General features: G+C 59.7%; 30 protein-coding genes. 27 read left to right on the top strand and 3 right to left on the bottom strand.

Translation table 11 applies throughout. The annotated features are described in order from the left end of the window. The first annotated feature begins 51 nt into the window (after positions 1 to 51). The 10 genes from NAV33_RS12305 (at position 52) to flhB (ending at position 7,409) form a co-directional block, all read left to right on the top strand. The gene (locus tag NAV33_RS12305; RefSeq protein WP_255981046.1) at positions 52 to 360 is read left to right on the top strand and encodes an Hpt domain-containing protein; all 309 of its coding nucleotides are present in this window, start codon (positions 52 to 54) and stop codon (positions 358 to 360) included. A gap of 132 nt (positions 361 to 492) precedes the next feature. Then, positions 493 to 1,740, top strand: a complete 1,248-nt coding sequence (locus tag NAV33_RS12300; protein ID WP_255980398.1) for a flagellar hook-length control protein FliK — start codon at positions 493 to 495, stop codon at positions 1,738 to 1,740. 197 nt (positions 1,741 to 1,937) lie between these two features. After that, a complete protein-coding gene (gene fliL, locus NAV33_RS12295; RefSeq protein ID WP_255980396.1) occupies positions 1,938 to 2,471 on the top strand; it encodes a flagellar basal body-associated protein FliL in 534 nt (177 codons plus the stop codon). Between the two features lie 12 nt (positions 2,472 to 2,483). Beyond that, positions 2,484 to 3,455 (top strand): flagellar motor switch protein FliM, encoded by a 972-nt coding sequence (gene fliM / locus NAV33_RS12290; protein ID WP_255980394.1) that lies wholly within the window; start codon positions 2,484 to 2,486, stop codon positions 3,453 to 3,455. Between the two features lie 40 nt (positions 3,456 to 3,495). After that, positions 3,496 to 3,966, top strand: a complete 471-nt coding sequence (gene fliN / locus NAV33_RS12285; protein ID WP_255980392.1) for a flagellar motor switch protein FliN — start codon at positions 3,496 to 3,498, stop codon at positions 3,964 to 3,966. A gap of 1 nt (position 3,967) precedes the next feature. Further along, complete coding sequence (gene fliO / locus NAV33_RS12280) at positions 3,968 to 4,387, top strand: flagellar biosynthetic protein FliO (protein ID WP_255980390.1); 420 nt, start codon at positions 3,968 to 3,970, stop codon at positions 4,385 to 4,387. Continuing rightward, positions 4,387 to 5,163, top strand: coding sequence for a flagellar type III secretion system pore protein FliP (fliP, locus tag NAV33_RS12275; RefSeq protein ID WP_255980388.1), 777 nt, complete (start codon positions 4,387 to 4,389; stop codon positions 5,161 to 5,163). The genes fliO and fliP overlap by 1 nt, the downstream gene beginning before the upstream one ends. An 18-nt stretch (positions 5,164 to 5,181) precedes the next feature. Beyond that, positions 5,182 to 5,451: a flagellar biosynthesis protein FliQ gene (gene fliQ, locus NAV33_RS12270; protein ID WP_255980386.1), complete on the top strand. Its 270-nt coding sequence runs from the start codon at positions 5,182 to 5,184 to the stop codon at positions 5,449 to 5,451. Further along, the gene (fliR, locus tag NAV33_RS12265) at positions 5,451 to 6,230 is read left to right on the top strand and encodes a flagellar biosynthetic protein FliR (protein WP_255980384.1); all 780 of its coding nucleotides are present in this window, start codon (positions 5,451 to 5,453) and stop codon (positions 6,228 to 6,230) included. Before fliQ ends, fliR begins: the two co-directional genes overlap by 1 nt. Positions 6,231 to 6,272: 42 nt before the next feature. Beyond that, positions 6,273 to 7,409 carry a flagellar biosynthesis protein FlhB gene (gene flhB / locus NAV33_RS12260; protein ID WP_255980382.1) on the top strand — a complete coding sequence of 379 codons (1,137 nt, stop codon included), beginning with the start codon at positions 6,273 to 6,275 and terminating at the stop codon, positions 7,407 to 7,409. Positions 7,410 to 7,840: 431 nt separating this feature from the next. On the opposite strand, the gene sodC is transcribed toward flhB, so the two are convergent. Further along, on the bottom strand, positions 7,841 to 8,362 hold the full coding sequence (gene sodC / locus NAV33_RS12255) for a superoxide dismutase [Cu-Zn] SodC (RefSeq protein ID WP_255980380.1): 522 nt from the start codon (positions 8,360 to 8,362) through the stop codon (positions 7,841 to 7,843). A 268-nt stretch (positions 8,363 to 8,630) separates the two neighbouring features. Here sodC and flhA point away from each other — a divergent pair, with 268 nt between their 5' ends. The 15 genes from flhA to NAV33_RS12180 all read left to right on the top strand — a co-directional run bounded on the left by flhA (position 8,631) and on the right by NAV33_RS12180 (position 23,440). Further along, positions 8,631 to 10,751 (top strand): flagellar biosynthesis protein FlhA, encoded by a 2,121-nt coding sequence (gene flhA / locus NAV33_RS12250; RefSeq protein ID WP_255980378.1) that lies wholly within the window; start codon positions 8,631 to 8,633, stop codon positions 10,749 to 10,751. A 15-nt stretch (positions 10,752 to 10,766) separates the two neighbouring features. Next, the gene (flhF, locus tag NAV33_RS12245) at positions 10,767 to 12,053 is read left to right on the top strand and encodes a flagellar biosynthesis protein FlhF (RefSeq protein ID WP_255980376.1); all 1,287 of its coding nucleotides are present in this window, start codon (positions 10,767 to 10,769) and stop codon (positions 12,051 to 12,053) included. Positions 12,054 to 12,144: 91 nt separating this feature from the next. Next, positions 12,145 to 12,972, top strand: a complete 828-nt coding sequence (gene fleN, locus NAV33_RS12240) for a flagellar synthesis regulator FleN (protein WP_255980374.1) — start codon at positions 12,145 to 12,147, stop codon at positions 12,970 to 12,972. A 17-nt stretch (positions 12,973 to 12,989) separates the two neighbouring features. Next, the gene (gene fliA / locus NAV33_RS12235; RefSeq protein WP_255980372.1) at positions 12,990 to 13,715 is read left to right on the top strand and encodes an RNA polymerase sigma factor FliA; all 726 of its coding nucleotides are present in this window, start codon (positions 12,990 to 12,992) and stop codon (positions 13,713 to 13,715) included. A 118-nt stretch (positions 13,716 to 13,833) separates the two neighbouring features. Continuing rightward, complete coding sequence (locus NAV33_RS12230) at positions 13,834 to 14,208, top strand: chemotaxis response regulator CheY (protein ID WP_243604701.1); 375 nt, start codon at positions 13,834 to 13,836, stop codon at positions 14,206 to 14,208. A gap of 20 nt (positions 14,209 to 14,228) precedes the next feature. Continuing rightward, on the top strand, positions 14,229 to 15,023 hold the full coding sequence (locus NAV33_RS12225) for a protein phosphatase CheZ (RefSeq protein WP_255980368.1): 795 nt from the start codon (positions 14,229 to 14,231) through the stop codon (positions 15,021 to 15,023). Between the two features lie 12 nt (positions 15,024 to 15,035). Next, positions 15,036 to 17,198: a chemotaxis protein CheA gene (locus NAV33_RS12220; protein ID WP_255980366.1), complete on the top strand. Its 2,163-nt coding sequence runs from the start codon at positions 15,036 to 15,038 to the stop codon at positions 17,196 to 17,198. 48 nt (positions 17,199 to 17,246) lie between these two features. Then, positions 17,247 to 18,347: a protein-glutamate methylesterase/protein-glutamine glutaminase gene (locus NAV33_RS12215; protein WP_255980364.1), complete on the top strand. Its 1,101-nt coding sequence runs from the start codon at positions 17,247 to 17,249 to the stop codon at positions 18,345 to 18,347. Next, the gene (locus NAV33_RS12210) at positions 18,347 to 19,087 is read left to right on the top strand and encodes a flagellar motor protein (RefSeq protein WP_255981045.1); all 741 of its coding nucleotides are present in this window, start codon (positions 18,347 to 18,349) and stop codon (positions 19,085 to 19,087) included. The genes NAV33_RS12215 and NAV33_RS12210 overlap by 1 nt, the downstream gene beginning before the upstream one ends. 150 nt (positions 19,088 to 19,237) lie before the next feature. Then, positions 19,238 to 20,044, top strand: a complete 807-nt coding sequence (gene motD, locus NAV33_RS12205) for a flagellar motor protein MotD (protein WP_255980362.1) — start codon at positions 19,238 to 19,240, stop codon at positions 20,042 to 20,044. Positions 20,045 to 20,156: 112 nt separating this feature from the next. After that, on the top strand, positions 20,157 to 20,945 hold the full coding sequence (locus NAV33_RS12200; RefSeq protein WP_255980360.1) for a ParA family protein: 789 nt from the start codon (positions 20,157 to 20,159) through the stop codon (positions 20,943 to 20,945). Positions 20,946 to 21,031: 86 nt separating this feature from the next. After that, a complete protein-coding gene (locus tag NAV33_RS12195; RefSeq protein ID WP_255980358.1) occupies positions 21,032 to 21,859 on the top strand; it encodes a CheW domain-containing protein in 828 nt (275 codons plus the stop codon). 85 nt (positions 21,860 to 21,944) lie between these two features. Beyond that, positions 21,945 to 22,424: a chemotaxis protein CheW gene (locus tag NAV33_RS12190; RefSeq protein ID WP_255980356.1), complete on the top strand. Its 480-nt coding sequence runs from the start codon at positions 21,945 to 21,947 to the stop codon at positions 22,422 to 22,424. 3 nt (positions 22,425 to 22,427) lie between these two features. Further along, positions 22,428 to 22,841, top strand: coding sequence for a DUF2802 domain-containing protein (locus tag NAV33_RS12185; RefSeq protein WP_255980354.1), 414 nt, complete (start codon positions 22,428 to 22,430; stop codon positions 22,839 to 22,841). A gap of 158 nt (positions 22,842 to 22,999) precedes the next feature. Further along, a complete protein-coding gene (locus NAV33_RS12180) occupies positions 23,000 to 23,440 on the top strand; it encodes a rhodanese-like domain-containing protein (RefSeq protein WP_255980352.1) in 441 nt (146 codons plus the stop codon). Here NAV33_RS12180 and NAV33_RS12175 read toward each other — a convergent pair. Both NAV33_RS12175 and NAV33_RS12170 read right to left on the bottom strand, forming a co-directional pair. Further along, complete coding sequence (locus tag NAV33_RS12175; protein WP_255980350.1) at positions 23,412 to 23,744, bottom strand: EscU/YscU/HrcU family type III secretion system export apparatus switch protein; 333 nt, start codon at positions 23,742 to 23,744, stop codon at positions 23,412 to 23,414. The genes NAV33_RS12180 and NAV33_RS12175 overlap by 29 nt on opposite strands. Beyond that, entirely contained in the window at positions 23,741 to 25,258 is a 1,518-nt protein-coding gene (locus tag NAV33_RS12170; RefSeq protein ID WP_255980349.1) for a flagellar hook-length control protein FliK, read from the bottom strand. Before NAV33_RS12170 ends, NAV33_RS12175 begins: the two co-directional genes overlap by 4 nt. Positions 25,259 to 25,390: 132 nt before the next feature. Here NAV33_RS12170 and ccmA point away from each other — a divergent pair, with 132 nt between their 5' ends. Beyond that, complete coding sequence (ccmA, locus tag NAV33_RS12165) at positions 25,391 to 26,026, top strand: cytochrome c biogenesis heme-transporting ATPase CcmA (RefSeq protein ID WP_255980348.1); 636 nt, start codon at positions 25,391 to 25,393, stop codon at positions 26,024 to 26,026. After that, positions 26,023 to 26,694 (top strand): heme exporter protein CcmB, encoded by a 672-nt coding sequence (gene ccmB / locus NAV33_RS12160; RefSeq protein ID WP_255980346.1) that lies wholly within the window; start codon positions 26,023 to 26,025, stop codon positions 26,692 to 26,694. The genes ccmA and ccmB overlap by 4 nt, the downstream gene beginning before the upstream one ends. Positions 26,695 to 26,726: the final 32 nt, after the last annotated feature.

The following is a 26,726-nucleotide window of genomic DNA, read 5'->3' as shown; positions in this document are numbered from 1 at the left end:
ACTGTGGTCGATCATCTCGACAGTAGCGTGCTGGCGACCCTTCAGGAAGTGATGGAAGCGGAGTATCCGGTGCTGCTGGACACCTTTCTGGTCGACTCGGAAGAAAGGCTGCGCCTGTTGCAGAACGCCTGCCAGGGCGGCGAGGCGGAAAGCCTTCGCCAAGCCGCGCACAGCTTCAAGGGGAGCTGCAGCAATATGGGCGCAGCCTTGCTGGCGGAACTTTGTCGCGAACTGGAAGAGTTCGCAAGACGTGAACAGCTCGGCGATGCACCTGAGCTGATCGAGCGCATCGAGCGTGAGTTCGCCATTGTGCGCATTCTCTATCGTGCCGAACGCCAGCGTTTTAGCGGGCTCGCCTGATTTTTTGCGTTCTTCGTCGCACTCGCATCATCTCCGTCAAGCCCATCGTGGTGGACAAGAACAGATGGGTAGTGCCGCTGGCCTGGACTTTGCTTTAGAAAGCGCACGTCATCAATCTCAGCGGAAAGACCCATGGCCGTTTCCCCCGATCTGTTGCTCAATATCAAGACGCCTACGGCTGCCGCCAAGGCTGCGAGCGCGTCCCCCAAACCAGCCCCACAAGCCAGCCGGGACGAGCCCTCCAGCTTCGCGAACGTTTACGCGAAAGAGCGCCAGGCCAAACCGGCCGAGCGCTCGGACGCTGCGGCAAAGCCTGCCCGTGACAAGCCGGTGAACGAGAAGCCTAGTCAGGAAACTGCCGAGGCGGGCGGCATCCAAAAGCCGGATACGGCCGAGGCCGGCAACGAATTGCCTGGTGACGAGGTGGCGGCTGATGACGCCGCACAAAGCGACGAAGCGGAGCTGGACCCGCTATTGCTGCTGGGCATGGGCGGGCAGGGTGAAGGCACTGACGATCCGCTGGCCGCGCAGCCGCCGACCGGCAGCGAGTTCCTGGCTGGCTTGGCTCAGGCACAGGCAACCGTGATAAATGCTGAGGGCGAGGGCGAGGAGGCATTAGTCGGCCAACGCGCGTTGCTCGAGACTCAGTCTGCGACGCAGAAGCTTCCGCTCTCGGACCTCGTTATGCAGGATGGAGCGTCAGCGGATGCGCAGGACCTGCTCCCGGCGAGCCTGCTGGCAGGCAAGGAGTTCTCCGAAGATCTCGACAAGCTCTCGCTGGAAGAGGGTTTCGGTGAGTTGCTCGACAAGTTGGACGCGCCGAAGGAGAGCCGCACAAGCGCAGCCGATGCCGCAGCCAACCGGCTCAATCCGCTGACCCAGGCGATCACCCAGCAGAACCAGGCCCAGCAGGCACAGCGGTCGACGCTCGTACCCGGACAGCCAGTGCAAATTCAGCAATCCGGCTGGAGCGAGGCGGTGGTCGATCGGGTGATGTGGTTGTCGAGTCAGAACCTCAAATCCGCCGAGATACAGCTCGACCCGGCCGAACTGGGCCGTATGGAAGTGCGCATCGACATGACCAAGGACCAAACCCAAGTGACCTTCCTCAGTCCTCATGCGGGCGTCCGCGATGCGCTGGAAGGACAGATGCAGCGATTGCGCGACATGTTCGCGCAACAGGGAATGACCATGGACGTGAACGTTTCGGACCAGTCCCTCTCGCGCGGTTGGCAGGGTGAAGGGGGCGGCGAGTCGCGCGGCAAGAGTGCTGCGACCGGCGGGCTGGCTGGCGGGGACGATGAATTCACTCACGGCACCATGGAGATCAGCAGCAGCCGTATCAGCGGTGATCGCGGGCTCGTGGATTACTACGCCTGACAATCGTTTTTGCCGACAACCGAAAACCGGGCTAGACGCCCGGTTTTCTTGTTTTCGTCGACTGACTATTCGTCAGAAATCAGCCGGGGCGTCCGGCAATCGTTTACGGCGCCCCTTGCCTGGTCGATACTTTGGCACAGCAGTTGCTCGTAACGCTTTGATGCGAGTGAAATCACGTGTGATGACGGATATTTGGCATGGCTAAGAAACAGGGACCCCCAGATGTAGCGAATCCTGGCGCTGCAGCTCCGGATGGCAAAGGCAAGCTCAAGCTGATTATCCTGATCGTGCTTGGCCTGTTGTTGGCGGTCGGGGTGTCGGTGGGCAGTACCATTTACTTCATGAGCCGGGGCGACGCTGAACAACAATCGGACGAGTCCGCTGATACTCAGGCGGCACCACAGCACCAGGCGGCGATCTATGAAGTATTGGCGCCGGCGTTCATCGTCAACTTCAGTAATACCGGTGGCCGGCAGCGTTACATGCAGGTAAGCGTGGCGCTGATGTCCCGCGATCAGGCGGCGCTCGATGCGCTGAAGGAACACATGCCGCTGTTGCGCAATCAACTGGTCATGCTGTTTTCCAGTCAGGAGTTCGCCACCCTGGCCACGCCGGTAGGACAGGAGATGCTGCGGCAGAAGGCCACTGCCAGCGTTCAGGAGCTGGCGCAGAAGGAAATCGGCAAGCTTGCCATCGAGCAAGTGCTGTTCACCAACTTCGTATTGCAATAGGGGTCGCTGTAGATGGCTGTTCAAGACCTGCTCTCGCAAGACGAGATCGATGCGCTTCTGCACGGTGTGGACGATGGTCTGGTCGATACCGAGAGCGATGCCGAACCGGGCAGCATCAAAAGTTACGACCTGACCAGCCAGGACCGCATCGTCCGTGGGCGCATGCCTACGCTGGAAATGGTCAATGAGCGTTTCGCCCGTTACACCCGCATCAGCATGTTCAATCTGCTACGTCGCTCGGCAGATGTGTCGGTGGGTGGCGTGCAGGTAATGAAATTCGGCGAGTACGTGCATTCGCTGTATGTGCCGACCAGCCTCAATCTGGTGAAAATCAAGCCACTGCGCGGAACGTCGCTGTTTATCCTCGACGCCAAGCTGGTGTTCAAGCTCGTTGACAACTTCTTCGGTGGCGACGGTCGGCACGCCAAGATCGAGGGGCGCGAGTTCACGCCGACCGAACTGCGCGTCGTGCGTATGGTGCTGGACCAGGCCTTCGTCGATCTGAAGGAAGCCTGGCACGCGGTGCTCGACGTCAACTTCGAGTACGTGCACTCGGAAGTGAATCCGGCATTGGCCAACATCGTCAGCCCCAGCGAAGTGGTGGTGGTTTCGACCTTCCATATCGAACTCGACAGTGGCGGTGGCGACTTTCACGTGACCATGCCGTACTCGATGATCGAGCCGATCCGCGAAATGCTCGACGCCGGGTTCCAATCGGATGTCAGCGACCAGGACGAACGCTGGGTCAACGCCCTGCGCGAGGACATCCTCGACGTGAATGTGCCGCTCAGTGCGACGGTTGTGCGGCGCCAACTCAAATTGCGCGACATTCTCAACATGCAACCGGGCGACGTGATACCGGTGGAAATGCCCGAAGACATGATCATGCGCGCCAACGGCATGCCGTCCTTCAAGGTCAAGCTGGGCGCACACAAGGGCAACCTGGCCCTGCAGGTGCTGGAATCCGTATTGCGACCCCGTTGATCCAGCCCCAATTCAATTACCAGCCGATCGAGGACTAGCGATGGCAGACGAACACGAACACACATCCGCTGAAGAGCAGGCGCTTGCCGATGAATGGGCTTCGGCGTTGGCAGAGGCGGGAGATGCCAACCAGGACGATATCGACGCGCTGTTGAATCAGGGGCCGGCAGCGGCGCCGGCACCACCGCGCGCTCCGCTGGAAGAATTCGGCAGCAGCCCGAAGCCGGCGGCCGTACCGGCCGGGCTTGAGGGCCCGAATCTGGATGTGATACTCGATATTCCGGTGTCGATATCCATGGAGGTCGGCAGCACCGAAATCAGCATTCGCAACCTGCTGCAGCTCAACCAGGGCTCGGTCGTAGAACTCGACCGGCTGGCAGGCGAGCCGCTGGATGTCCTGGTCAACGGCACCCTGATTGCCCACGGCGAAGTGGTGGTGGTAAACGAGAAGTTCGGCATCCGTCTCACCGACGTGATCAGCCCGAGCGAACGCATCAAGAAGTTGCGCTGACATGCGAATCCTGGCCTTCCTTCCGCTATTGCTGACCTTGCCGGCGATGGCAGCCGAGCCATCGGCGAGCATGAACAGCAGCGGCATGGGCACGCAGATGACCAAGCTGCTGTTCGGGCTGCTGTTGGTGATCGGATTGATTTTTCTGCTTGCCTGGCTCCTGCGTCGAATGCAACAGCTCAATCCGCGCGGCAACCAGGCCATCAAGCTGATTTCCAGCCATGCGCTGGGCCCGCGTGAGCGGCTGGTGCTGGTGCAGGTCGGCAGCGAACAGGTTTTGCTCGGCCTGAGTGCTGGCCGCATCACGCCTCTGCATGTGCTTGAAGAACCTGTCCATTTGCCGGACGCCGAGCCGGCCAACCCGGAGTTTGCCCAGCGCCTCATGGAGCTGCTTGGCAGGGATCAGAAGGACAAGCCCTGATGTTTCGATTGTTGTTGGCGGTCCTGCTGGTGCTGGCCGCTCCGCTCGCCTTGGGTCAGGATGCCGGAGGCTTGATCGCCCAGGACGATAATCCATTGTCGATCCCAGCGATTACCTTGAGCACCGATGCTGAAGGCCAGCAGGAATATTCGGTCAGCCTGCAAATTCTGCTGATCATGACGGCGCTGAGTTTCATTCCGGCGTTCGTCATGCTGATGACCAGCTTCACCCGGATCATTATCGTCTTCTCCATCCTGCGCCAAGCCCTGGGCCTGCAACAGACGCCATCGAATCAGATTCTCGTCGGCCTGACGATTTTCCTCACGCTGTTCATCATGGCGCCGGTGTTCGAGCGGATAAATAACGAAGCGGTGCAGCCTTATTTGAATGAGCAGCTGTCGGCTCCCGACGCGATCGCCCGTGCTGAAGTCCCGCTCAAGAACTTCATGCTGGCGCAGACCCGTGAGAGTGATTTGGAACTGTTCGTGCGGCTGTCCAGGCGTACCGATATCCAGACGCCGGACGCGGCTCCCTTGACCATACTCGTACCGGCATTCGTGACGTCAGAGCTGAAGACGGCCTTCCAGATCGGCTTCATGATTTTTATCCCGTTTCTGATCATCGACATGGTAGTAGCCAGCGTGCTGATGGCGATGGGCATGATGATGCTTTCGCCACTGATCATTTCGTTACCGTTCAAGATCATGCTGTTCGTGCTGGTCGATGGTTGGGGCCTGATCATCGGCACGCTCGCCAGCAGTTTCGGCACGTTATAAGCCCATCGGAGTTTCGTCATGACACCCGAAGTCGCGGTTGACCTGTTTCGTGAAGCACTGTGGATGACCGCCATGCTCGTCGGTGTGCTGGTGGTCCCGAGCCTGCTGGTCGGTCTGGTGGTGGCGATGTTTCAGGCAGCCACGCAGATCAACGAACAAACCCTGAGCTTCCTGCCGCGCCTGCTGGTCATGCTGATGACGCTGATCTGGGCGGGACCCTGGCTGGTCCGTGAGTTGATGGAATATACCCAGGGCCTTATCCAGAACATCCCGCTGATAATCGGCTGATGCTGGAGCTGAGCGACGCGCAGATCGGCGCGTGGGTGGGGCAGTTTCTGCTGCCGCTGTTTCGCATCGCGGCGCTGCTGATGAGCATGCCGATCATCGGAACCCAGTTGGTGCCGATGCGCATACGGCTGTATCTGGCGGTCGCCATCGCCGTCGTGCTGGTACCGGGGTTGCCGCCAGTGCCAGTGGTCGAGGCGCTGAGTGCGCAGGCAATGATGTTGATTGCCGAGCAGATTCTAATCGGCGTGATGCTGGGGTTCGTGCTGCAGTTGTTCTTTCAGGTATTCATCGTGTCCGGGCAGTTGCTCGCTATGCAGATGGGTTTGGGCTTCGCGTCGATGGTCGATCCGGCCAACGGTGTCTCGGTGCCGGTGATCGGCCAGTTCTTCAATATGCTGGTGATCCTGCTATTCCTGACCATGAACGGTCACTTGGTGGTGCTGGAAATCCTCACCGAAAGCTTCACTACTTTGCCGATCGGCGGTTGGTTGGTCGGCACCAATCACTTATGGGAAGTGGCGGGAAAGCTCGGCTGGGTCTTGGGCGCGGGGTTGCTGTTGGTCTTGCCGGCCATCACCGCGCTGTTGGTGGTCAACCTGGCCTTCGGCCTGATGACGCGTGCGGCGCCGCAGCTGAACATCTTCTCGATCGGCTTCCCGCTGACACTGGTGCTCGGTCTGGTCATCGTCTGGATCGGTATGGCCGACATCCTGGCGCAATACCAGACCTTCGTCAGCGAGGCGCTGGGCATGCTTCGTGAACTGATCGGGCTGCGCTAATGCACTCGCCTTTGCCTTCTTTACAGCTTCGGGAGGCCTCGCATGGCTGAGAGCGAAAGCGGTGCCGATAAAAGCGAAGAACCCACGGAGAAACGTCTTCGTGAGTCTCGCGAGAAAGGTCAGCTTGCCCGTTCCCGCGAGCTGAATACCGTAGCGGTCACCCTGGGTGGGATCGGCGGTCTGCTGGCCTCCGGCGGCAGCCTGGCGGGCAGCCTGATGGCAATGATGCAGGGCAGTTTCGAACTCAGCCGGGAAACGCTGCTGGACGAAAATGCCATGGTGCGGCTGCTCATGAGCAGCGGCATGATCGCGCTCGAGGCCATCATGCCCTTGCTGATCGTGCTGCTGATCGTGTCCATCATCGGTCCGATCTCGCTCGGCGGCTGGCTGTTTTCGGGCAAGTCAATGGCGCCCAAGTTCAGCCGGATGAACCCCGGTTCCGGGTTGAAGCGGATGTTTTCGACCCATGCGCTGGTCGAGCTGCTGAAGGCGTTGGCCAAATTCATAGTGGTACTGCTGGTGGCGCTGGCAGTGCTGGGCGCCTATCAGGACGATTTGCTGTCGATCGCCAAGCAACCGCTGGATTTGGCGATCATGCACAGCGCTGAGGTCGTGGGCTGGTGCGCATTGTGGATGGCCTGCGGGCTTATTCTGATCGCGGCGGTGGATGTGCCGTTCCAGCTCTGGGACAACAAGCAAAAGCTGATGATGACCAAGCAGGAAGTGCGCGACGAATACAAGGACAGCGAGGGCAAACCCGAGGTTAAATCGCGGATTCGCCAGATGCAGCGCGAAATGGCCGAGCGCCGGATGATGCAGGCCGTGCCGGATGCCGATGTGGTCATTACCAACCCGACGCACTTTGCTGTGGCGCTGAAGTATGACGGTGACAAGGGTGGGGCGCCGATGCTGGTGGCCAAGGGTGGCGACTTCCTCGCGTTGAAGATTCGCGAGATCGCGCAGGAGCATCAGGTGACGGTTCTCGAATCACCTGCGCTGGCGCGGGCGGTTTACTACTCCACCGAGCTCGAGCAGGAAATTCCGGCGGGTCTTTACCTCGCGGTGGCGCAGGTACTGGCATATGTCTACCAGCTACGCCAGTACCGTTCTGGCAAGGGCAAGCGGCCTGATCCGTTGAGCAGTCTGCCTATTCCGCCGGACTTGCGCCGGGATGAATAGCTAAAATCCGAAAAAAAGCGCTTGAGGCTGAAATTGCTGTAACGCGGGTGCAACCCCGCTTACCAAAACTGGTGGGCTGAAGCCCACCCTACGGTGGCCCGGGAGTGTGGCTCGGAACCGCCGCGGCGCGGTCTGTAGGGTGGTGGGCCGGGCGGCGCTCCGCTTCAGCCCACCAGAGCGGATGCGAATCTGGTCGGTAGAAGCCTTGAGCCTGAATTTATTAGCGCGGCGCTCCGCTTCAACCGCCGTGGCGGTATGCGAGCGTGATTTGGTGGGCTAAAGCCTACCCTACGTGGTCCGGAGCATGCCGCGAAACCGCCGCCGCGGCACGCCCTATAGTGTGGATTGGGCGGCGCTCCGCTGCTTTTTGTAGGGTGGGCCTCGGCCCACCGTGGCCAGAACTATAGCCCTCGTCCAGCCTCCAGCTGCTGTTATTCGATGACCCCACACGCAACCCTTGCGCCTCCACCACCGAGCGGCTGTGGATGGTCGGAATGGTTGTCGCCGCCCTTGTGGACCATCAGTGCCAGGCCCTTGATGTCGCCAAGACTTTTCAGGCGGGGCGCGAGGACCGGTTGGTTGGCCTTGCCTTCGTCGTCGACCATCAGTGCTGGGAGATCGCCCATATGGCCTTCGCCCCAGGGCTCGCCGTGTTTGCCGGTGTTCTTCGGGTCCCAGTGGCCTCCGGCGGCGCCCGCTGCGACGGCTTCGCCGTCTTTGTCTGCCGGTTCACAACTGCCTTTGGCATGAATGTGGAAACCATGAGCGCCGGAGTCCAGGCCGGACAGCGCGGGTCGGAATACCAGCCCGTACTGGCTGCTTTCGATCTTGACAGTGCCGACGGACTCGCCGATGCCTTGAGCTGTCACGGCCTTGACCGGCACGCTGAGGGTTTCGGCTTGTAAGCCCATGGCCGTGCAGCTGGCGAGTGCCGCAATGATCCACTGTTTCATGGCAAAACTCCTGTGAAGTGAAAAGAAGCGGAATGCCGCTGGTAGCTGGCGCCGTCTCGGCCTCTGTGACCTCGGGCGGCGCTGCTAGGGGTGAGACTGTTCAGTCCCCGGTCGGTTCGAATACCGCTGGCCAGTGCAGCATCCATCTTGGCGGCAGGCGCTATCCAAGCCCCGCGCAGCAGTCTGGAACAAGTTGGACTCCTTCTTGCTATAGCCCCGGCAGGGCGCGCTTTGCGTCAATTCTTTGTTCTGCTTGCCGGGGTCTCCATTGGATCGCACGCAACTCATCAACATCCGCAATGGTCTGGCGGGCGCTGGCCGCGGCAATCTCGGCGTGCCGCTGCTGCTGCTCGTAATGCTGGGCATGATGATGCTGCCCGTGCCGGCATTCCTGCTGGACGTGCTGTTCACCTTCAACATCGCGTTGTCCATTGTCGTTCTGCTGGTTAGCGTTTACGCGTTGCGCCCGCTCGACTTCGCAGTGTTCCCGACGATTCTGCTCGTTGCGACGCTGATGCGTCTGGCGCTGAACGTTGCGTCCACTCGTGTGGTGCTGATTCATGGCCATGAAGGAGGTTCGGCAGCCGGTCATGTGATCGAAGCGTTCGGCAACGTAGTGATCGGCGGTAACTATGTAGTCGGCGTGGTGGTCTTTGCGATCTTGATGATCATCAACTTCGTGGTGGTCACCAAGGGTGCTGGGCGAATTTCCGAGGTCAGCGCCCGCTTCACCTTGGATGCCATGCCTGGCAAGCAGATGGCCATCGACGCCGATCTCAACGCTGGCTTGATCGACCAGAACGAAGCTAAAAAGCGTCGCGTCGAAGTTGCCTCTGAGGCTGATTTCTACGGTTCTATGGACGGTGCCAGCAAGTTCGTGCGTGGCGACGCCATCGCCGGTCTGCTGATTCTGTTCATCAATCTGCTCGGTGGTATGGGCATCGGTATGGCACAGCACGGCCTGAGCTTTGCCGAGGCAGCAGAGATCTACGCGTTGTTGACCATCGGTGACGGCTTGGTGGCTCAGATCCCCTCGCTGCTGCTGTCTACCGCGGCGGCGATCATGGTTACCCGTGTTACCAGCTCCGAGGACATGGGCCAGCAGGTCAACCGGCAGATGTTCGCCTCGCCCAAGGCGCTGGCCGTGTCAGCCGCAATCATGATCGCCATGGGCCTGGTGCCTGGCATGCCGCACATGTCGTTTCTCGGCCTGGGTGCGGTCGCTGCGGGCGGCGCCTACTGGATCTGGCATCGGCAGAAACAGGTCAAGCAACAGGCCGAGCAGGAAGTTCAAAAACAACAGGAAATGCTGCCAGCGCAGCGTGCGACAGAAACCAAGGAGCTTGGCTGGGATGATGTGACCCCGGTAGATATGGTCGGGCTTGAGGTGGGCTATCGGCTGATTCCACTGGTCGATCGCAACCAGGGTGGTCAGTTGCTGGCGCGGATCAAGGGCGTGCGCAAGAAGCTCTCGCAGGATCTTGGTTTCCTGATGCCCTCAGTGCATATCCGCGACAACCTCGACCTGCTGCCTAACGCCTACCGCTTGACGCTGATGGGCGTGAGTCTGGCCGAAGCCGAGGTCTATCCGGATCGCGAGTTGGCGATCAATCCGGGCCAGGTATTCGGCCCGCTCAACGGAATCGCCGCCAAGGACCCGGCATTCGGGCTGGAAGCGGTGTGGATCGAGGCCAGCCAGCGCGATCAGGCACAGTCGCTCGGCTACACCGTCGTCGATGCCAGTACTGTAGTCGCGACTCACCTGAACCAGGTGCTGCACAAACATTCCCACGAGTTGCTGGGACATGAAGAGGTCCAGCAACTGATGCAACTGCTGGCCAAGAGTTCGCCGAAGCTTGCTGAAGAGCTGGTGCCTGGAATGATTTCGTTGTCGACGCTACTCAAGGTGTTGCAGGCGTTGCTGCAGGAACAGGTTCCGGTTCGCGATATCCGCACCATCGCCGAGGCTATCGCCAACGTCGCCGCAAAGAGTCAAGATCCCGCCATGATGGTGGCTGCGGTGCGGGTCGCGCTCTCGCGTGCAATCGTGCAAAACGTTGTGGGGCTTGAGCCGCAGCTACCTGTCATCACGCTTGAGCCAAGGTTGGAACAGATATTGCTCAATAGTCTACAGAAGGCTGGTCAAGGTTCCGAAGATGGCATTCTTCTGGAGCCGGGAATGGCCGAAAAGTTGCAACGTTCCCTGGTAGAGGCGGCACAGCGTCAAGAAATGTTGGGTAAGCCGGCGATTCTGCTGGTGGCAGGTCCGGTCCGCGCGATGCTGTCGCGGTTCGCCCGGCTGGCAGTACCGAACATTCACGTCCTGGCCTATCAGGAAATACCGGACAACAAGCAAGTCACCATCGTTTCAACGGTGGGTCAGAATTAACCGAGGGTACAGGCCATGCAGGTCAAACGTTTCTTCGCAGCCGACATGCGTATCGCCATGAAGATGATTCGTGACGAGCTGGGCGCTGATGCCGTGATCACGGGTAATCGTCGTGTCGCTGGCGGCGTCGAGTTGACCGCTGTGCTTGATTACCCGATGGAGTCGGCAGCGCCCAAGCAGCCGAATCCGGCGCTCGAGGCGGAACTGCGCAAAACGCAGGCGCGTATCGCCAATGCTCACGCTGAGCTGAGCTCGCCGTCACGCACTCAGGCGGGTAAAGACCGTCAACTGCTTGACGAGAAGCCAGAGGCTGCCGTTCAGCCGGCACCGATTTCCAGCGCCGCGGCTGCGTCGTTAGATTCGCGTGCGGTCGAAGCCATGCATTCGGAGCTGCAAGGTCTGCGTGAACTGATCGAAGTGCAGCTTGGCTCGATTGCCTGGGGACATGAGCAGAGTCGCCGTCCGCAACAGGCCAGTCTCTGGCGCCGCCTGCAACGAATCGGCCTGCCGGCCGAACTGTCGCGCGCGTTGCTGGAGAAGGTTGCTACCGTGTCCGAGCCACGCCAGGCCTGGCGCATGTTGCTGGCGTACCTGGCGCAGGCGATCAAGGTCAGCAAGGTCGAGCCGTTGGAAGAGGGCGGAATCATTGCGCTGGTTGGCCCGGCTGGCGCCGGCAAGACCACCACGCTGGCAAAGCTCGCCGCGCGCTACGTGCTCAAACACGGCGCGCAGAGCATTGCCCTGGCGAGCATGGACAACTACCGCATCGGTGCACAGGAGCAATTGAAGACCCTTGGTCGCATCCTTGATGTGCCGGTCATTCAGATCGACCCCAGTCAGCCATTGAGCAAGACGCTGGAGCCGTTGGCCCGCAAGCGCCTGATTCTCGTCGATACCGCCGGTTTGCCTGCGGGCGACCCGATGATGCGTATGCAGCTCGAAGCGCTGGCTGATCGTGGTATCAAATCGAAGAATTATCTGGTGCTGCCGGCAACCAGTCAGAGCCAGGTGCTCAAAGCGACATGGCATAACTATCGCCGCTGTGGGCTGGCTGGCTGCATTCTGACTAAACTGGATGAGGCGGGAAGCCTGGGTGATGTGCTTGGTCTCACGATCAGCCAGCATTTGCCCATCGCGTACCTCGCCGATGGACCGCGCATCCCCGATGATCTGCATCTGCCGCGCAGCCATCAGCTGGTCAGCCGTGCGGTGAGCCTGCAATCCGAAGAGGCTCCCAGCGAAGAGGCCATGGCCGATATGTTCTCCGGGCTGTACAACGGTTCTTCACGGAAGGTCGGATGAACGCTTTGCTCCGTGACACAGACAAAGAAGACGCGTTCGGGCTGAACGCATCGATGGCCTCAGGGCCCCAGCAAGATATAGGCGTTTGAAAATGGGTATTCATCCCGTACAGGTTATTGCCGTGACTGGCGGCAAGGGTGGCGTCGGCAAGACCAATGTGTCGGTCAATCTGGCGCTGGCGCTGGCCGACCTCGGTCGCCGGGTGGTGTTGCTTGATGCCGACCTTGGGCTGGCCAATGTCGACGTGCTGCTAGGGTTGGCTACCAAGCGCACGTTGGCCGACGTCATTGCTGGCGAATGCGATCTGCGTGATGTACTGATTCAGGGGCCGGGCGGCATTCGCATAGTGCCCGCGGCTTCGGGAACCCAGAGCATGGTGCAGCTATCTACGTTGCAGCACTCCGGGCTGATACAGGCGTTTAGCGACATCGGTCACGATATCGACGTGCTGATTATCGACACCGCAGCGGGTATCGGCGATGGCGTCGTGAGTTTCGTTCGCGCCGCGCAGGAAGTGCTGCTAGTCGTGACTGACGAGCCGACGTCCATTACCGATGCCTATGCGTTGATCAAGTTGCTCAATCGCGACTACGGCATCAGTCGCTTTCGTGTGCTGGCTAACATGGCACACGCTCCGCAGGAAGGCCGGAACCTGTTCGCCAAGCTGACCAAAGTGACCGAGCGGTTCCTCGACGTGGCGCTGCAGTACGTCGGCGCGATTCCTTACGACGAGGCGGTGCGCAAGGCAGTACAGAAACAGCGTGCCGTCTACGAGGCCTATCCGCGAGCTAAGTGCTCGCTGGCGTTCAAGGCCATCGCGCAGAAGATCGATACCTGGCCGCTGCCGGCAACGCCGCGGGGCCATCTGGAGTTCTTTGTGGAGCGCCTTGTCAGGCCCGCCACAGAGCCTAACGACTGACAGTGGCTGGACTCGGTATGTATTACAACAAAGCTCATGCAAAAGACTCGCAGTATCAGCTCATCGATCAGTACGCACCGTTAGTCAAACGCATCGCTTATCACCTCCTGGCGCGTTTGCCGGCGAGTGTGCAGGTGGATGACCTGATGCAGGCGGGCATGATCGGTCTACTGGAGGCGTCAAAAAAATACGATTCCGGCAAAGGCGCGAGCTTCGAGACCTACGCTGGAATTCGCATTCGTGGCGCGATGCTCGACGAGGTCCGTAAGGGCGACTGGGCACCGCGTTCGGTTCACCGTAACTCGCGCATGGTCAGCGAAGCGATTCGGGCAATTGAAGCCAAAACAGGCCGCGACGCTAAAGATCAAGAAGTTGCGGCCGAACTTAAATTGAGTCTCGATGAGTACTACGGCATTCTGGGCGACACCTTGGGTAGTCGCTTGTTCAGCTTCGATGATTTACTTCAGGAAGGCGAACATGGGGAATTTGGGGAGGATGCCGCCAGTGCGCATCCGGAGCCGTCCCGGGATCTTGAAGACGAGCGTTTTCAACTGGCGCTGGCCGAGGCCATCGGAAACCTGCCCGAACGTGAAAAGCTGGTGCTTTCGTTGTATTACGACGAAGAGTTGAATCTGAAGGAGATCGGCCAGGTGTTGGGCGTCAGCGAATCACGGGTGAGCCAGTTGCACAGTCAGTGCGCGGCGCGCCTGCGTGCTCGCCTTGGTGAGTGGCGCGCCCGTTAACGGCCGGTTCGCAAAAAAAGCATTAGAGGCCCTTACGAGCTTCATTCATGAGGCCCGCAACAGACCGTGAGCAGGTTCTGGGGATTTCGGGATTACGGAGGTGTACTTGGACAAGAACATGAAAATTCTCATCGTCGATGACTTCTCGACCATGAGACGGATCATTAAGAATCTGCTGCGCGATCTGGGCTTCACCAATACCGCTGAGGCGGATGACGGCACGACCGCGCTGCCCATGTTAAAGAGCGGGAGTTTCGACTTCCTCGTCACCGATTGGAACATGCCCGGGATGAGCGGCATCGATCTGCTTCGAGCTGTGCGCGCCGACGATCGCCTGAAGCACCTTCCGGTGTTGATGGTCACCGCCGAAGCGAAGCGCGACCAGATTATCGAGGCCGCGCAGGCAGGCGTAAACGGCTATGTGGTCAAGCCATTCACGGCTCAAGTGCTCAAAGAAAAGATTGAAAAAATCTTCGAGCGCGTCAACGGCTGAAGTAACGCCGCGAGGGCACTATGACGCAAGCAGACCAAAGCCTGGCAGAGTTCGAAGCGACTCTGAGGGCTCATTCACCTCAACTGATCGAAAGTCTGCAGCAAGGCCGCTTCGACGAAGCCGTGCAGATGTTCAACGAGCTCAATCAGGCCCGTAATCACGGGCTCTATCAGGAAGTGGGCAAGCTCACCCGTGAGCTGCATAACGCCATCGTCAAACTGGAGCTGGATACCTGCGCCACTGGCGGAGACCCATCACCGATTACCGACGCGACAGACCGGCTTTCATACGTGGTGGAGATGACCGAAAAAGCGGCCAATCGCACGATGGATCTCGTTGAAGAATCCGCGCCGCTGGTGAACTACGTCAGTTACGAAGCCCAGAGCCTGACCGCTGATTGGCAGCGCTTCATGCGCCGTGACATGAATGCCGAGCAGTTCCGCGATCTGGTCAAACGCATTGATCAATTCCTCCAGCGCACCATGAACGATGGCAGCCAGCTGTCGCAGAATCTCAGCGAAATCATGCTGGCCCAGGATTTTCAGGACCTGACTGGTCAGGTGATCAAGCGTGTCACCCGTCTGATCAGTGAGCTCGAAAGCAACCTTCTCAATCTTGTATTGATGGCCGGCCAGGTCGATCGCGTGGCGGGCATTCAGCATGACCGAGAAGCGATGCGCGCCGAGCAGGAAAAGAAAAAACAAGAAAAAGAACCTTCCCACGGTGAAGGTCCGCAGATGCATGCCGATATACGTGAGGATGTCGTATCCGGACAGGACGATGTCGACGATCTGCTTTCGAGCCTGGGCTTTTAGGGGAAGGTGAATATGAGCTTCGACGCCGATGAAGAAATCCTCCAGGACTTCCTGGTAGAGGCCGGCGAGATTCTCGAACTATTGTCAGAGCAGTTGGTGGAGCTGGAAAGCAGCCCCGATGACACCGCGCTGCTCAATGCGATTTTTCGCGGTTTCCATACGGTAAAAGGTGGTGCGGGCTTCCTTCAACTGCATGAGCTGGTTGAGTGCTGCCACATTGCCGAAAACGTCTTCGACATCCTGCGCAAGGGTGAGCGTCGCGTCGACTCGGAATTGATGGACGTCGTGCTGCAAGCACTGGACGCCGTCAACGAAATGTTCACCCAAGTGCGTGAGCGCACCGAGGTCACGCCAGCCACTCCCGAGCTGCTCGCCGCGCTGTCGCGTCTGGCTGAACCTGCCGGAGCGGAAGTTCCGGTTGCCGAGCCCGCTGCGGTTGAACCGGAGCCGGAAACCTCGACGGCAGATAACGAGTTCGAGCAATTTCTCGGCGCTCTGGATGATTCCACTGGCGCTCTGCCCGCGAGTGCCGGTGACGAAATCACTGACGAAGAATTCGAATCGCTGCTGGATCAGCTTCATGGTGTCGGCCAGTTCGCAGCAGAGCCCAGTGCCGTACCGGCCGCTCAGGCGCCTGTCGCACCCGCCAGTGACGAGATTACCGACGACGAATTTGAAGCGTTGTTGGATCAGTTACACGGCAAGGGTCAGTTCGTCGAGCCGGCTGCAGCAGCGCCTGTCGCTGATGCCTCGCCTGCCACGGTGGGTGGCAATGAAATTACCGATGATGAATTCGAAGCGCTGCTGGATCAGCTTCACGGTAAAGGCAAGTTCGAGCCGGAAGCGACGACTTCAGCCGTAGCAGCAGCGCCTGTCACGCCAGTCGCCAAAAAAGATGCTCCAGTAAAGCCGGCGGCGGCACTCGCGCCGAGCAAGATCGCTGCGGCACCAGCGAAGACGGAGGTTGCGCCAAAAGCTGCCGCTGTGTCCGAGAAGCCGGCGAGCGAAGCTGAAACAACCGTGCGGGTCGATACTGCGCGGCTCGATGAAATCATGAACATGGTCGGCGAGCTGGTGCTGGTGCGTAACCGTCTGGTGCGCCTGGGCTCCAATAGCGGCGACGAGGCGATGGCCAAAGCCGTATCCAACCTGGATGTGGTGACCGCCGATCTGCAGAGCGCCGTAATGAAGACGCGCATGCAGCCAATCAAGAAGGTCTTCGGCCGTTTCCCGCGGTTGGTTCGCGATTTGGCGCGTAGCCTGAAGAAAGAGATCAATCTTGAGCTGGTCGGCGAAGAAACCGATCTGGACAAGAATCTCGTGGAAGCGCTGGCCGACCCGCTGGTGCACTTGGTGCGCAACGCCGTCGATCACGGTATCGAGACGCCGGAAGAACGCGAAGCAGCAGGCAAGCCTCGGACGGGCCGTGTGGTGTTGTCGGCTGAGCAGGAGGGTGACCATATCCTCTTGATGATCACCGACGACGGCAAAGGTATGGACGCGGAAATTTTGCGTGCCAAGGCGGTAGAAAAGGGTCTGCTGGACAAGGATGCTGCCGATCGCCTGAGCGATCTGGAAAGCTACAACCTTATTTTCGCGCCGGGTTTCTCCACCAAATCGGAGATTTCCGATGTGTCCGGCCGCGGCGTCGGCATGGACGTGGTCAAGACCAAGATTTCCCAGCTCAACGGCACGGTCAATGTGTTCTCGAACAAAGGCCAGGGCTCGCGAGTAGTGATCAAGGTGCCGCTGACGCTGGCGATCATGCCGACCCTGATGGTGATGCTCGGCAACCAGGCGTTCGCTTTCCCGCTGGTGAGCGTCAACGAAATATTCCACCTCGACTTGTCCCGCACCAACGTGGTTGATGGCCAGGAAGTAGTGATCGTGCGCGACAAGGCGCTGCCGTTGTTCTATCTCAAGCGCTGGCTGGTGCGAGGCGCGGAACACGAAGAGCAGCGTGAGGGGCACGTGGTGATTCTGAGCGTTGGCAACCAGAGCATCGGCTTCGTCGTCGATCAACTGGTGGGACAGGAGGAGGTGGTGATCAAGCCGCTGGGCAAGATGCTGCAGGGCACTCCCGGCATGTCTGGCGCGACAATCACTGGCGATGGTCGTATCGCCCTGATCCTCGATGTTCCGAGCATGCTCAAGCGTTACGCGCGCCGGATCTGATCCGCTGGCAGTGGTCCTGATCGGACTGCTGCTGCTAGGAGTTGTTTTATGGCAGTCAAGGTCTTGGTGGTGGACGATTCCGGCTTTTTCCGCCGCCGAGTATCGGAAATCCTCTCTTCAGATCCGAACATCCAGGTGATCGGCACTGCCACCAATGGGCGTGAGGCGATCGATCAGGCGCTGGCGTTGAAGCCCGACGTCATTACCATGGATTACGAGATGCCGATGATGGACGGCATCACCGCCGTACGGCAGATCATGCAGCGTTGCCCAACTCCCGTTCTGATGTTTTCTTCGCTTACCCACGAAGGCGCGCGAGTGACGCTCGATGCGTTGGATGCCGGGGCTGTGGACTTTCTGCCGAAGAACTTCGAGGATATTTCTCGCAATCCGAACAAGGTCAAACAACTGCTATGCGAGAAGATCAACACGATTTCGCGTAGCAATCGTCGTTTCAGTGCTTATTCCAGCGTTCCGGCTGCCGTAGCTCCAGCAGCCCGTCAAGCAGCCGCTCCGGCGGGGTTGGCATCAACGGCGCCACGCGCTGCGGTACCGACGCCAACACACGCATCACCGCCGCGCCGCAAATCGTATCGGCTGGTTGCTATCGGCACATCCACGGGAGGTCCGGTGGCGCTTCAGCGCGTGCTGACCCAGCTTCCCGCCAGCTTTTCGACACCTATCGTTCTGATTCAGCACATGCCTGCAGCATTCACCAAGGCGTTCGCCGAGCGGCTGGACAAGCTCTGCAATATCCGCGTCAAGGAAGCCGAAGATGGCGACCTGCTGCGCCCTGGTCTTGCGTTGTTGGCGCCCGGCGGTAAGCAGATGATGATCGACGGGCGCGGCGCGGTGCGCATTCTGCCAGGTGACGAGCGACTCAATTACCGGCCTTGTGTGGACGTCACGTTCGGCTCCGCCGCAAAGGCATTCAATGACAAGGTACTGGCGGTCGTGCTGACCGGCATGGGTGCCGATGGCCGCGAAGGCGCGCGCATGCTCAAGCAATGCGGCAGTCAGGTATGGGCGCAGGATGAGGCCAGCTGTGTCATCTACGGCATGCCGATGGCGGTGGTGAAGGCCAACCTCAGCGACGCGATCTATGGCCTCGACGAGATCGGTCATCACCTGAGCGAGGCGTGCATCTGATGGATGTGCTCAGCCTCATCGGGCTGGTTCTCGCGTTCGTCGCTATCGTCGGGGGTAATTTTCTCGAGGGCGGTCACGTCTCGGCGTTGGTTAACGGGCCAGCCGCCTTGATCGTGCTAGGCGGTACGCTCGGCGCCGTGTTGTTGCAGACGCCGATGCCGGTGTTCATGCGTGCAATGTCGATCATCGGCTGGATCTTTTTTCCGCCGCGCGTGGATATGGCCCGTGGCATCAGCCTGGTCACTGGCTGGAGCGCCACGGCGCGCAAGGAGGGACTGCTGGGTCTCGAGCCGATCGCTGAAGCCGAGCCTGATCCCTACGCTCGCAAAGGCTTGCAGCTGCTGGTCGATGGTGCTGAGCCAGAAGTGATCCGCAGTATTCTCGAGGTGGATCTGTACACCCAGGAAACCCGCGATATCCGTGCGGCAAAAGTGTTCGAAAGCATGGGTGGCTACTCGCCTACGGTGGGCATCATCGGTGCTGTGATGGGGTTGATTCACGTGATGGGCAACCTTGCCGATCCCAGCCAGCTGGGCAATGGCATCGCCGTTGCGTTCGTCGCGACCATTTACGGCGTGGCCTTCGCCAACCTGCTGGTATTGCCGATCGGCAACAAACTCAAGAGCGTGGTGCAGAAGCAGACCGCCTACCGCGAGATGCTGCTCGAAGGCGTCCTGTCGATAGCCGAAGGGGAAAACCCCCGCTCGATCGAAATGAAGCTGCAAGGCTTCATGGATTGAGAGGCCGAAGGCCGACAGCGAATCCTTGCGCTGCGGACACGGAAACGAACATGGCATCCACTGAAATAATCATCATCCGCCAAAACATCGCCGCCTCGCGTGGGTGTCATGTGGTGACTGATCGCTCGCTCGCGCCGGGAGTTATCTAATATGCCTCGGCGCAGATCCCATGAAGAGCCCGAGAACCACGAACGCTGGCTGGTTTCCTACGCAGATTTCATCACGCTGCTGTTCGCTTTCTTCGTCGTGATGTATTCGATCTCCTCGCTCAACGAGGGCAAGTACAAGATTCTTTCCGATTCGCTGGTGGGCGTCTTTAATCAACCAGATCGCGCGGTCAAGCCAATTCCCATCGGTGAAGAGCGGCCGCATACAACGCAACCGGACGTATCTCAGATCGACGAGCCGTTGCAGTCGTCGCAGAACTCGGTCGATCCGCTGGAAAGCATCATGCAAAGCATGCGTGAGGCCTTTGCCGATTTGATCGACTCGAATCAACTCACCGTACGGGGCAACGAGCTCTGGATCGAGATCGAGTTGAACTCGAGCCTGCTGTTTCCAAGTGGTGATGCTTTGCCCAACGATCGCGCGTTCGATTTGCTGGAAAAGGTCGCCAGGATTCTGGCACCGTTCGGTAACCCGATTCATGTGGAAGGCTTTACTGACAACCTGCCGATCAGCACGGACAAATTCCCGACCAACTGGGAGCTCTCCGCTGCCCGTGCCGGCAGTGTCGTGCGGATGCTGGCTGCCGGTGGGGTGGATCCGTCGCGATTGGCCGCGGTCGGTTACGGTGAGTTTCAGCCTATCGCGGACAACTCGACCGCAGAGGGCCGGGCGCGCAACCGCCGGGTTATTCTGGTCATCTCGCGTAATCTGGATGTGCGCCGTAGCGTAAGCGGTGCTGGAAGCGGCAATGCTCGCGCTGCTGAAGTCGCGCCACAGTCTGGCACATAAAGTGCAATCGCTTCCGATCGTTAGGTGCCGCTAGCGGTGTCGTCAATTCCCCGTCGTCGGCCGAGCTGACGCGGCAGTTCCCGGTCTGGTTCGATCCGGATGGATGAGAGTTATGAGAGTCTGGGCTGTAGCCAATCAAAAAGGCGGAGTGGGTAAGACCACCACCTCCATCGCGCTTGCCGGACTGCTGGCCGATTCTGGCAAGCGGGTCGTGACACTGGATCTCGATCCCCATGGGTCGATGACAAGCTATTTCGGTCATGATCCGGATAACCTCGATCGCAGCGTCTTCGACCTATTCCAACATCAGGGATCCGTTCCTGAAGGCTTGCCCTGGCAATTGTTGCTGCCAACGAGCCACGAGCGTATTTCGCTGCTGCCGTCGAGCACCGTGCTGGCAACTCTGGAGCGCCAGTCGCCTGGGCAGAATGGCCTCGGCCTGGTAATCGCCAAGAGCCTGTCGCAACTGTGGCAGGATTTCGATTACGCCATTATCGACAGCCCGCCGCTGCTGGGTGTGCTCATGGTCAACGCGCTGGCGGCCAGTCAGCAGTTGGTCATTCCGGTCCAAACCGAATTTCTGGCTTTGAAAGGGCTGGAACGAATGGTCAGCACGCTTGGCATGATCAACCGGTCGCGCAGGCAGGCATTGCCTTACACCATCGTGCCGACCATGTTCGACAGGCGCACCCAGGCATCGATGAATACCTTGAAGGTTCTGCGTAACGGGTATCAGGCGAATCTCTGGCAGGCCTTCATTCCCATCGACACGCGCTTGCGCGATGCCAGTCTCGCCGGCGTCACGCCTTCGCAGCATGACCCCAACAGCCGCGCGGTACTTGCCTATCGCGCGCTGCTCAAGGCGCTACTGGCTGCACAAACATCCCCACAGGTCGCCTGAATGTCGACATACGGGCTCGATTGCGGTTCAAGTTCACCGCGGTTGCGGCCGATAGCCTATCCAGTTGGTTCGCACGAGTTGGTTTCATGAGCCGTACCGTTCTTAAAGAAAGCCGATCGCAACAAACGCTGCAGTCCTATCTCGACGCGCTCTTGCAGGATGCGGTCATGGAGTTGGCCGAATCGGTAAGTCACGACGAATTCCTGGCGGCGGTGCTCGAAGAGCAACAGCGGGACGTCCAGCGGGTGGTTCCGCTGCGGCAGGTCAAGCCAGAGCCTGAAACCTTGAGGGTAGTGGTGCCGCTGGCTGCCGAGCCGGAAATGTTGCTCGAATTGGAGCCCGAACTTCCTGCACCGGTGGCCCCCGTATTGGTCGAGCCAGTCGCGAATTTCGAGCAACAGGCTCAGTTGCCCGGCGGACCGTCGAAGCATCAGAACGGCCTGCCTCAATGGGGCGAGGAACCGTTCGAATGCCTGCTATTCGATGTCGCCGGCCTGACCCTGGCGGTGCCGTTGGTCAGCCTTGGCTCGATCTATCCGCTCACCGGACAGGATCTGACGCCTTTGTTCGGTCAGCCCGATTGGTTTCTCGGCATATTGCCGAGCCAGGCCGGGAACCTGAAGGTGCTGGATACGGCACGCTGGGTAATGGCCGATCGTTATCGCGAAGATTTCCGCGAGGGACTGCAATACGTGATATCGGTGCAGGGCTACGAATGGGGGCTGGCGGTGCATCAAGTCAGCCGCTCGATTCGCCTGGATCCGCGGGAAGTCAAATGGCGCTCGCAGCGCACCCAGCGGCCTTGGCTGGCCGGGACGGTGATCGATCATATGTGTGCGTTGGTGGACGTGGCTGCACTTGCCGAGCTGATCGCCAGTGGGGCGACCCGCCATCTCAAGGGCGTCCCGTCGTAAACGAACTACAAACCCAGGGTGCGCGCAAGCGGCCCGAGTAATCGATAGAATCGACCGCCACAGCGGTATTTGAAGAGGTGGGGCTATGAAAATGACTTCCGCACAGGGCTCCGAAGATCCGGTCCTGCAATGGGTAACCTTCCGTCTGGATAATGAGACCTACGGCATCAATGTGATGCAGGTTCAGGAAGTGTTGCGCTATACCGAAATTGCACCGGTGCCGGGCGCGCCGAGCTATGTACTCGGCATCATCAACCTGCGCGGCAATGTGGTCACCGTGATCGATACGCGCCAGCGCTTCGGTCTTGAAGCGGCGCCGGTGTCGGACAACACGCGGATCGTGATTATCGAGGCGGATCGCCAGGTGATCGGGATTCTGGTCGACAGCGTCGCGGAGGTGGTCTACCTGCGCCAGTCGGAGATCGAAACCGCGCCCAATGTTGGTAACGACGAGTCGGCGAAGTTTATCCAGGGCGTTTGCAACAAGAACAATGAGCTGCTGATTCTGGTCGAACTGGACAAGATGATGAGCGAAGAAGAATGGGCGGAACTTGAGAGCATCTGATACATGATCGCGTCGCTGGTTGCGGCGGTCGTCGCGCTTGCCTTGTGCTGCCTGGCATTGCTGGGCTGTTGCATCTGGCTATTCCGGCGTCAGCGGCGCCAGGCCGAGTTACAAGCGCACCAGGATGAAATCCGTGACAAGCGGATCAAGGAACTAGGTGCCCGTCTGGACACCTACCTTGAAGGCAGCGTGCGGATGGGCAAGAACTTGCACGAGCTATCACGCATCGTTGCCCCGCTGCCAGAAAAGCTCAGTCAGATTGAACAGCGAGATCCGAACAATTTCTCCTTCTCCCAAGCCGCCAAGCTGGTCGGAATGGGTGCCAGTATCGATGATCTGACGCAGTCCTGCGGTCTTTCCCAGTCTGAAGCCGAATTGATGAGCAAACTGCATCAGGCACGGCGCAACCCTGGTTAGTTGCGCGTTTGTTTCATCACCTCTAGTCGAATTTGTGACGCATGCCTGGCCGGTTGGCTGCGCCATGGAACGTTGTAATCATTGCTCCCTCCAATGCGTACAAGGCTTCGCCCGAGTCCGGTGCAGGCCTGTGCCCGGCTTCGGGTGAGGAGGGTGTAATGCTGCGCATTCTGACGTTGCTTCTGCTGGCGAGCCCAGCATGGCTTTATGCGGCCGAAGCGCCGACTGAAGTCGAAGGTGCAATGACTGTTAACGTTTACCAGGCTAAACAGCTTCATGATCTCGGCGCGGTTTTCGTTGATGTGCGCCCTCGTCGAGAGTGGGGCTGGGGCCACGTTGACGGTGCGGTGCATCTGGATCTGGCGCGGGAGTTTTTCGGGTTGTCGCACCTCGACTGGCCGAGAACGGTGCCGTTGGTGGTCTATTGCGATAGCGAAGTCTGTCCTGCCAGCGCAGAGGCGGTTCGCCTTGCCGTCGCCTGGGGCTATGAGCAGGTCTTCTATTTTCGACAGGGCTACTTCGCCTGGATGTTGCAAGACTTTCCACAGGAAAAGGGCAGGTTCAGTGGTGTCACGACCCTGAACGCTCAGGCCCACTAAGTCGGGGAAGCGGCGACGAGGCCTGTTGCTCGGTGAATCCTTGCGGGCATTTCCCCTTCAGATACCACGCAAAGGCGATGATTTCGGCGATCGTGCGATAAAGCGCCTCGGGTATCGCGTCGCCGAGTTCCAGTCGCGCCAGCAGTTTTACCAGTTCGGCATTTTCATAGATCGGCACTTCATGTTCGCGGGCGATCGCCAATATCGCTTCGGCCAACTCATCGTCGCCCTTGGCTGAAAGGGTAGGGGTGCTCACTCCATCGTAAGTGAGCGCGATGGCCTGACGTGGTGTGTTGACGGTCATGCGGTTTCATCCACGAAACGTTGATCCAGAGCGGTGCGAGGCCCCTGCGGTGGCATTCCCTGGCGGCAGGCGAGTTCTCCGACGTTCAATCCGGCCGTGACCAGTCGCTGGCGCAAATGGTCGAGTTCCGCCGAGATCAGGTTGGCGGTGCCGCTGTTCTCTGCCCATATCTGACTCGATAGGCTGCCGTGCGCCAGCTGTGCCTGTACCTGCAGCGGGCCCAGGGGTGCGACGTCAAATGCGAGTTCGACTTTCCAGAGGGTTTCTGGTTTTTCCTTGCGATTATGCTGAGATTCTTCTTCGCGTTGCAGTTTCACCTGCAGTGGGACGATGTCGTGCTGATCACGCATCGGCACCTCGATCTGCCAGGTCGTGACCTGAGTCCCCTCCGGGCTGGTTTGGGTTTGTGCGAGGCTCGACAGCTGATGCGTCTGCAGTCGTGAAACGGCAGCAGCCGCGAGCTTCAGCAGCATTTCCAGGTCGGCTTCGTCGTCGGCATCCAGTGGCAACCGGCTCGGTAGTGGAAAGCTTTGCGCCAATTGCCGAGCGTTCGGTTGCCCCAGCGCGCCCAATGCGTTGCGGGCAAAGGCCGGCAGCGCTTGACCAAGGCTCGCACCCGCCTGGGCCGCAGCCAGCGGCCCGCCACCCGGCAGCCCCGGCAACTGCGCGACCAGGCGGAGCAGCGCTGCTTTCATGTCTGTCGTCGGATCGCCCGCGCTAAGCAGGTTTCCTTCTAGAAACACACCGCTCCGGGCCAATGCCTGCGCCAATGTCTTGGCATCGCCCAGCTGTTGCATGTCCGGGATCAGTGCAAGCAACCGCTCGGCCGCGCCGCGCAACTGCTCGGGTAATGTGGAGCTGGATGTAAGTGCGCCAAGCAACCCTTCGATCGAGCCTTGACGATTACTTTGTGCAGTCAGTTGCTGGCCCAGCACCAACTGATCGAGACGACCACTCAGCGGCATGAACGCCAGCGATTGATCGCCTTGGACGCGGGCCGTGATCAGGCTGCCCGGCGCGAGCGGCACGGCTGATTCGATGTTCAGCTTCTGGCCGACAAGCGGCGAGTTGAGCAGACTGATCACTGCTTTGAATACGGTTTGTCCAGCCTGCTGGATGTGTTGGCTGGCCGTCACCTTGCCCTGTATCACCGTGCCGACCGGTAGCTGGTCGAGATCGATGCTGCTTTGGGGCTGTCGGTTGCCTGGCTGTAGCGTGGCTAAAAGACGAGTGTCGGAAACCGCGGTGACGAGCATGGCCGCTCCAGGCGCGGCTGCTTTGGGGCTGCCGGCCTCAACCGTGGCTTGCCGCCCGTTGTTCAGAGTCAGGCGCAGCGTCATTTGAAAGGTCTGCAACGCTTCCTTGATGCTAATGACCTCGGCCTCGGCGCTTTCCCCTGCGGCTAGCAACCCCTGCATTGGCTGCAGCAGTTTCAACGCCACGTCGGCCGCCGTGGTAATCGGCCGGGACGGGCCGGAAGCGGGGATCGCCTGGGTGCTTTTGATCTCGGTCATTTTACTTAAATGCTCTTACAACCTTTCGCCTTTGTGGCCTTTGGTGCCGAGGCTCGCCATGTATAATTCCGGCCGCCCGGCTTGCCGTCCAGTGTAGCGGCCGCGCTCCTTTCATCTTGAGGTATCCATAGCGTGTCCAGTCCCTTTCTAGAAGCTGTGGCGCTTTCCTGCGAACGGGATTGGCGCCTCTTGTTCGAGAGGTTAGACCTGCGGATTACCAAAGGGGAAATGTTGCAGATCGCCGGGCCCAACGGTAGCGGGAAAACCAGCCTGCTGCGGTTGCTCTCAGGTCTGATGCAACCGACCGCGGGTAAGGTGCTGCTTAACGGCCATAGCCTCGAAACCCAGCGCGGGGAATTGGCCCGCAATCTATTGTGGATTGGCCATGCAGCGGGTATCAAAGGGCTGCTGACTGCCGAGGAAAACCTCACATGGTTATGCGCGCTGCATCAGCCTGCGGCCCGTGACGCCATCTGGCAAGCGCTCGACGCGGTGGGGCTACGTGGCTTCGAAGATGTTCCCTGTCATACGCTTTCCGCTGGCCAGCAACGCCGTGTCGGTCTGGCCCGTCTGTATCTGTCGCCGCCGCCCTTGTGGATTCTCGATGAGCCTTTCACTGCGCTGGACAAGCATGGCGTGGTTCAACTCGAACGCCATCTGGCGGCCCACTGCGATCAGGGCGGTATGGTTGTGCTGACTACACATCACTCGCTTACCTGTAAACCGGTGGGCTTCCGCGAGATCGAACTGGGGCAGCGGGCCGCATGAGTAATGTCTTCACCCTGTTGTTGGTCCGCGAAGGTCGTCTTCTATTTCGCCGCCCGGCCGAACTGGCAAACCCGCTGGTGTTCTTCGCCATTGTCATCGCCTTGTTTCCTTTGGCGGTCGGCCCGGAGTCGCGGTTACTACAGACGATTTCGCCAGGGCTGGTCTGGGTGGCCGCCCTGTTGGCCGTGTTGCTTTCGCTGGATGGGCTGTTCCGTAGCGATTTCGAAGACGGCTCGCTCGAGCAGTGGGTCGTTTCGCCGCACCCCTTGGCACTTCTGGTGCTTGCCAAGGTACTGGCACACTGGGCTTTTTCAGGCTTGGCGCTGGTGCTGCTGGCGCCACTGCTGGGACTCATGCTGGGAATGCCGTTGAGTGCGCTGCCGGTGCTGCTGATGTCGCTGCTGCTGGGCACTCCGGTGCTCAGTCTGCTGGGCGCGGTTGGTGCGGCATTGACCGTTGGTCTCAAGCGTGGCGGCTTATTGCTGGCGCTGCTCATCCTTCCTCTTTACATCCCCGTGCTGATTCTGGGCAGCGGGGCGTTGCAGGCAGCGTTGCAGGGCCTGCCTGCTGCCGGTCACCTATTATGGCTTTCCAGCCTGACTGCTCTGGCGGTTACCCTGACACCCTTTGCGATAGCGGCCGGCCTGAAGATTAGTGTCGGCGAATGATGGAATGCACGATGGCTCTACCCGATAGCGGA

It is taken from the genome of Stutzerimonas stutzeri (assembly GCF_024448715.1).
Taxonomy (GTDB): Bacteria; Pseudomonadota; Gammaproteobacteria; order Pseudomonadales; family Pseudomonadaceae; genus Stutzerimonas; species Stutzerimonas stutzeri_AR.
This window is presented reverse-complemented; position numbering and strand designations above follow the sequence as displayed.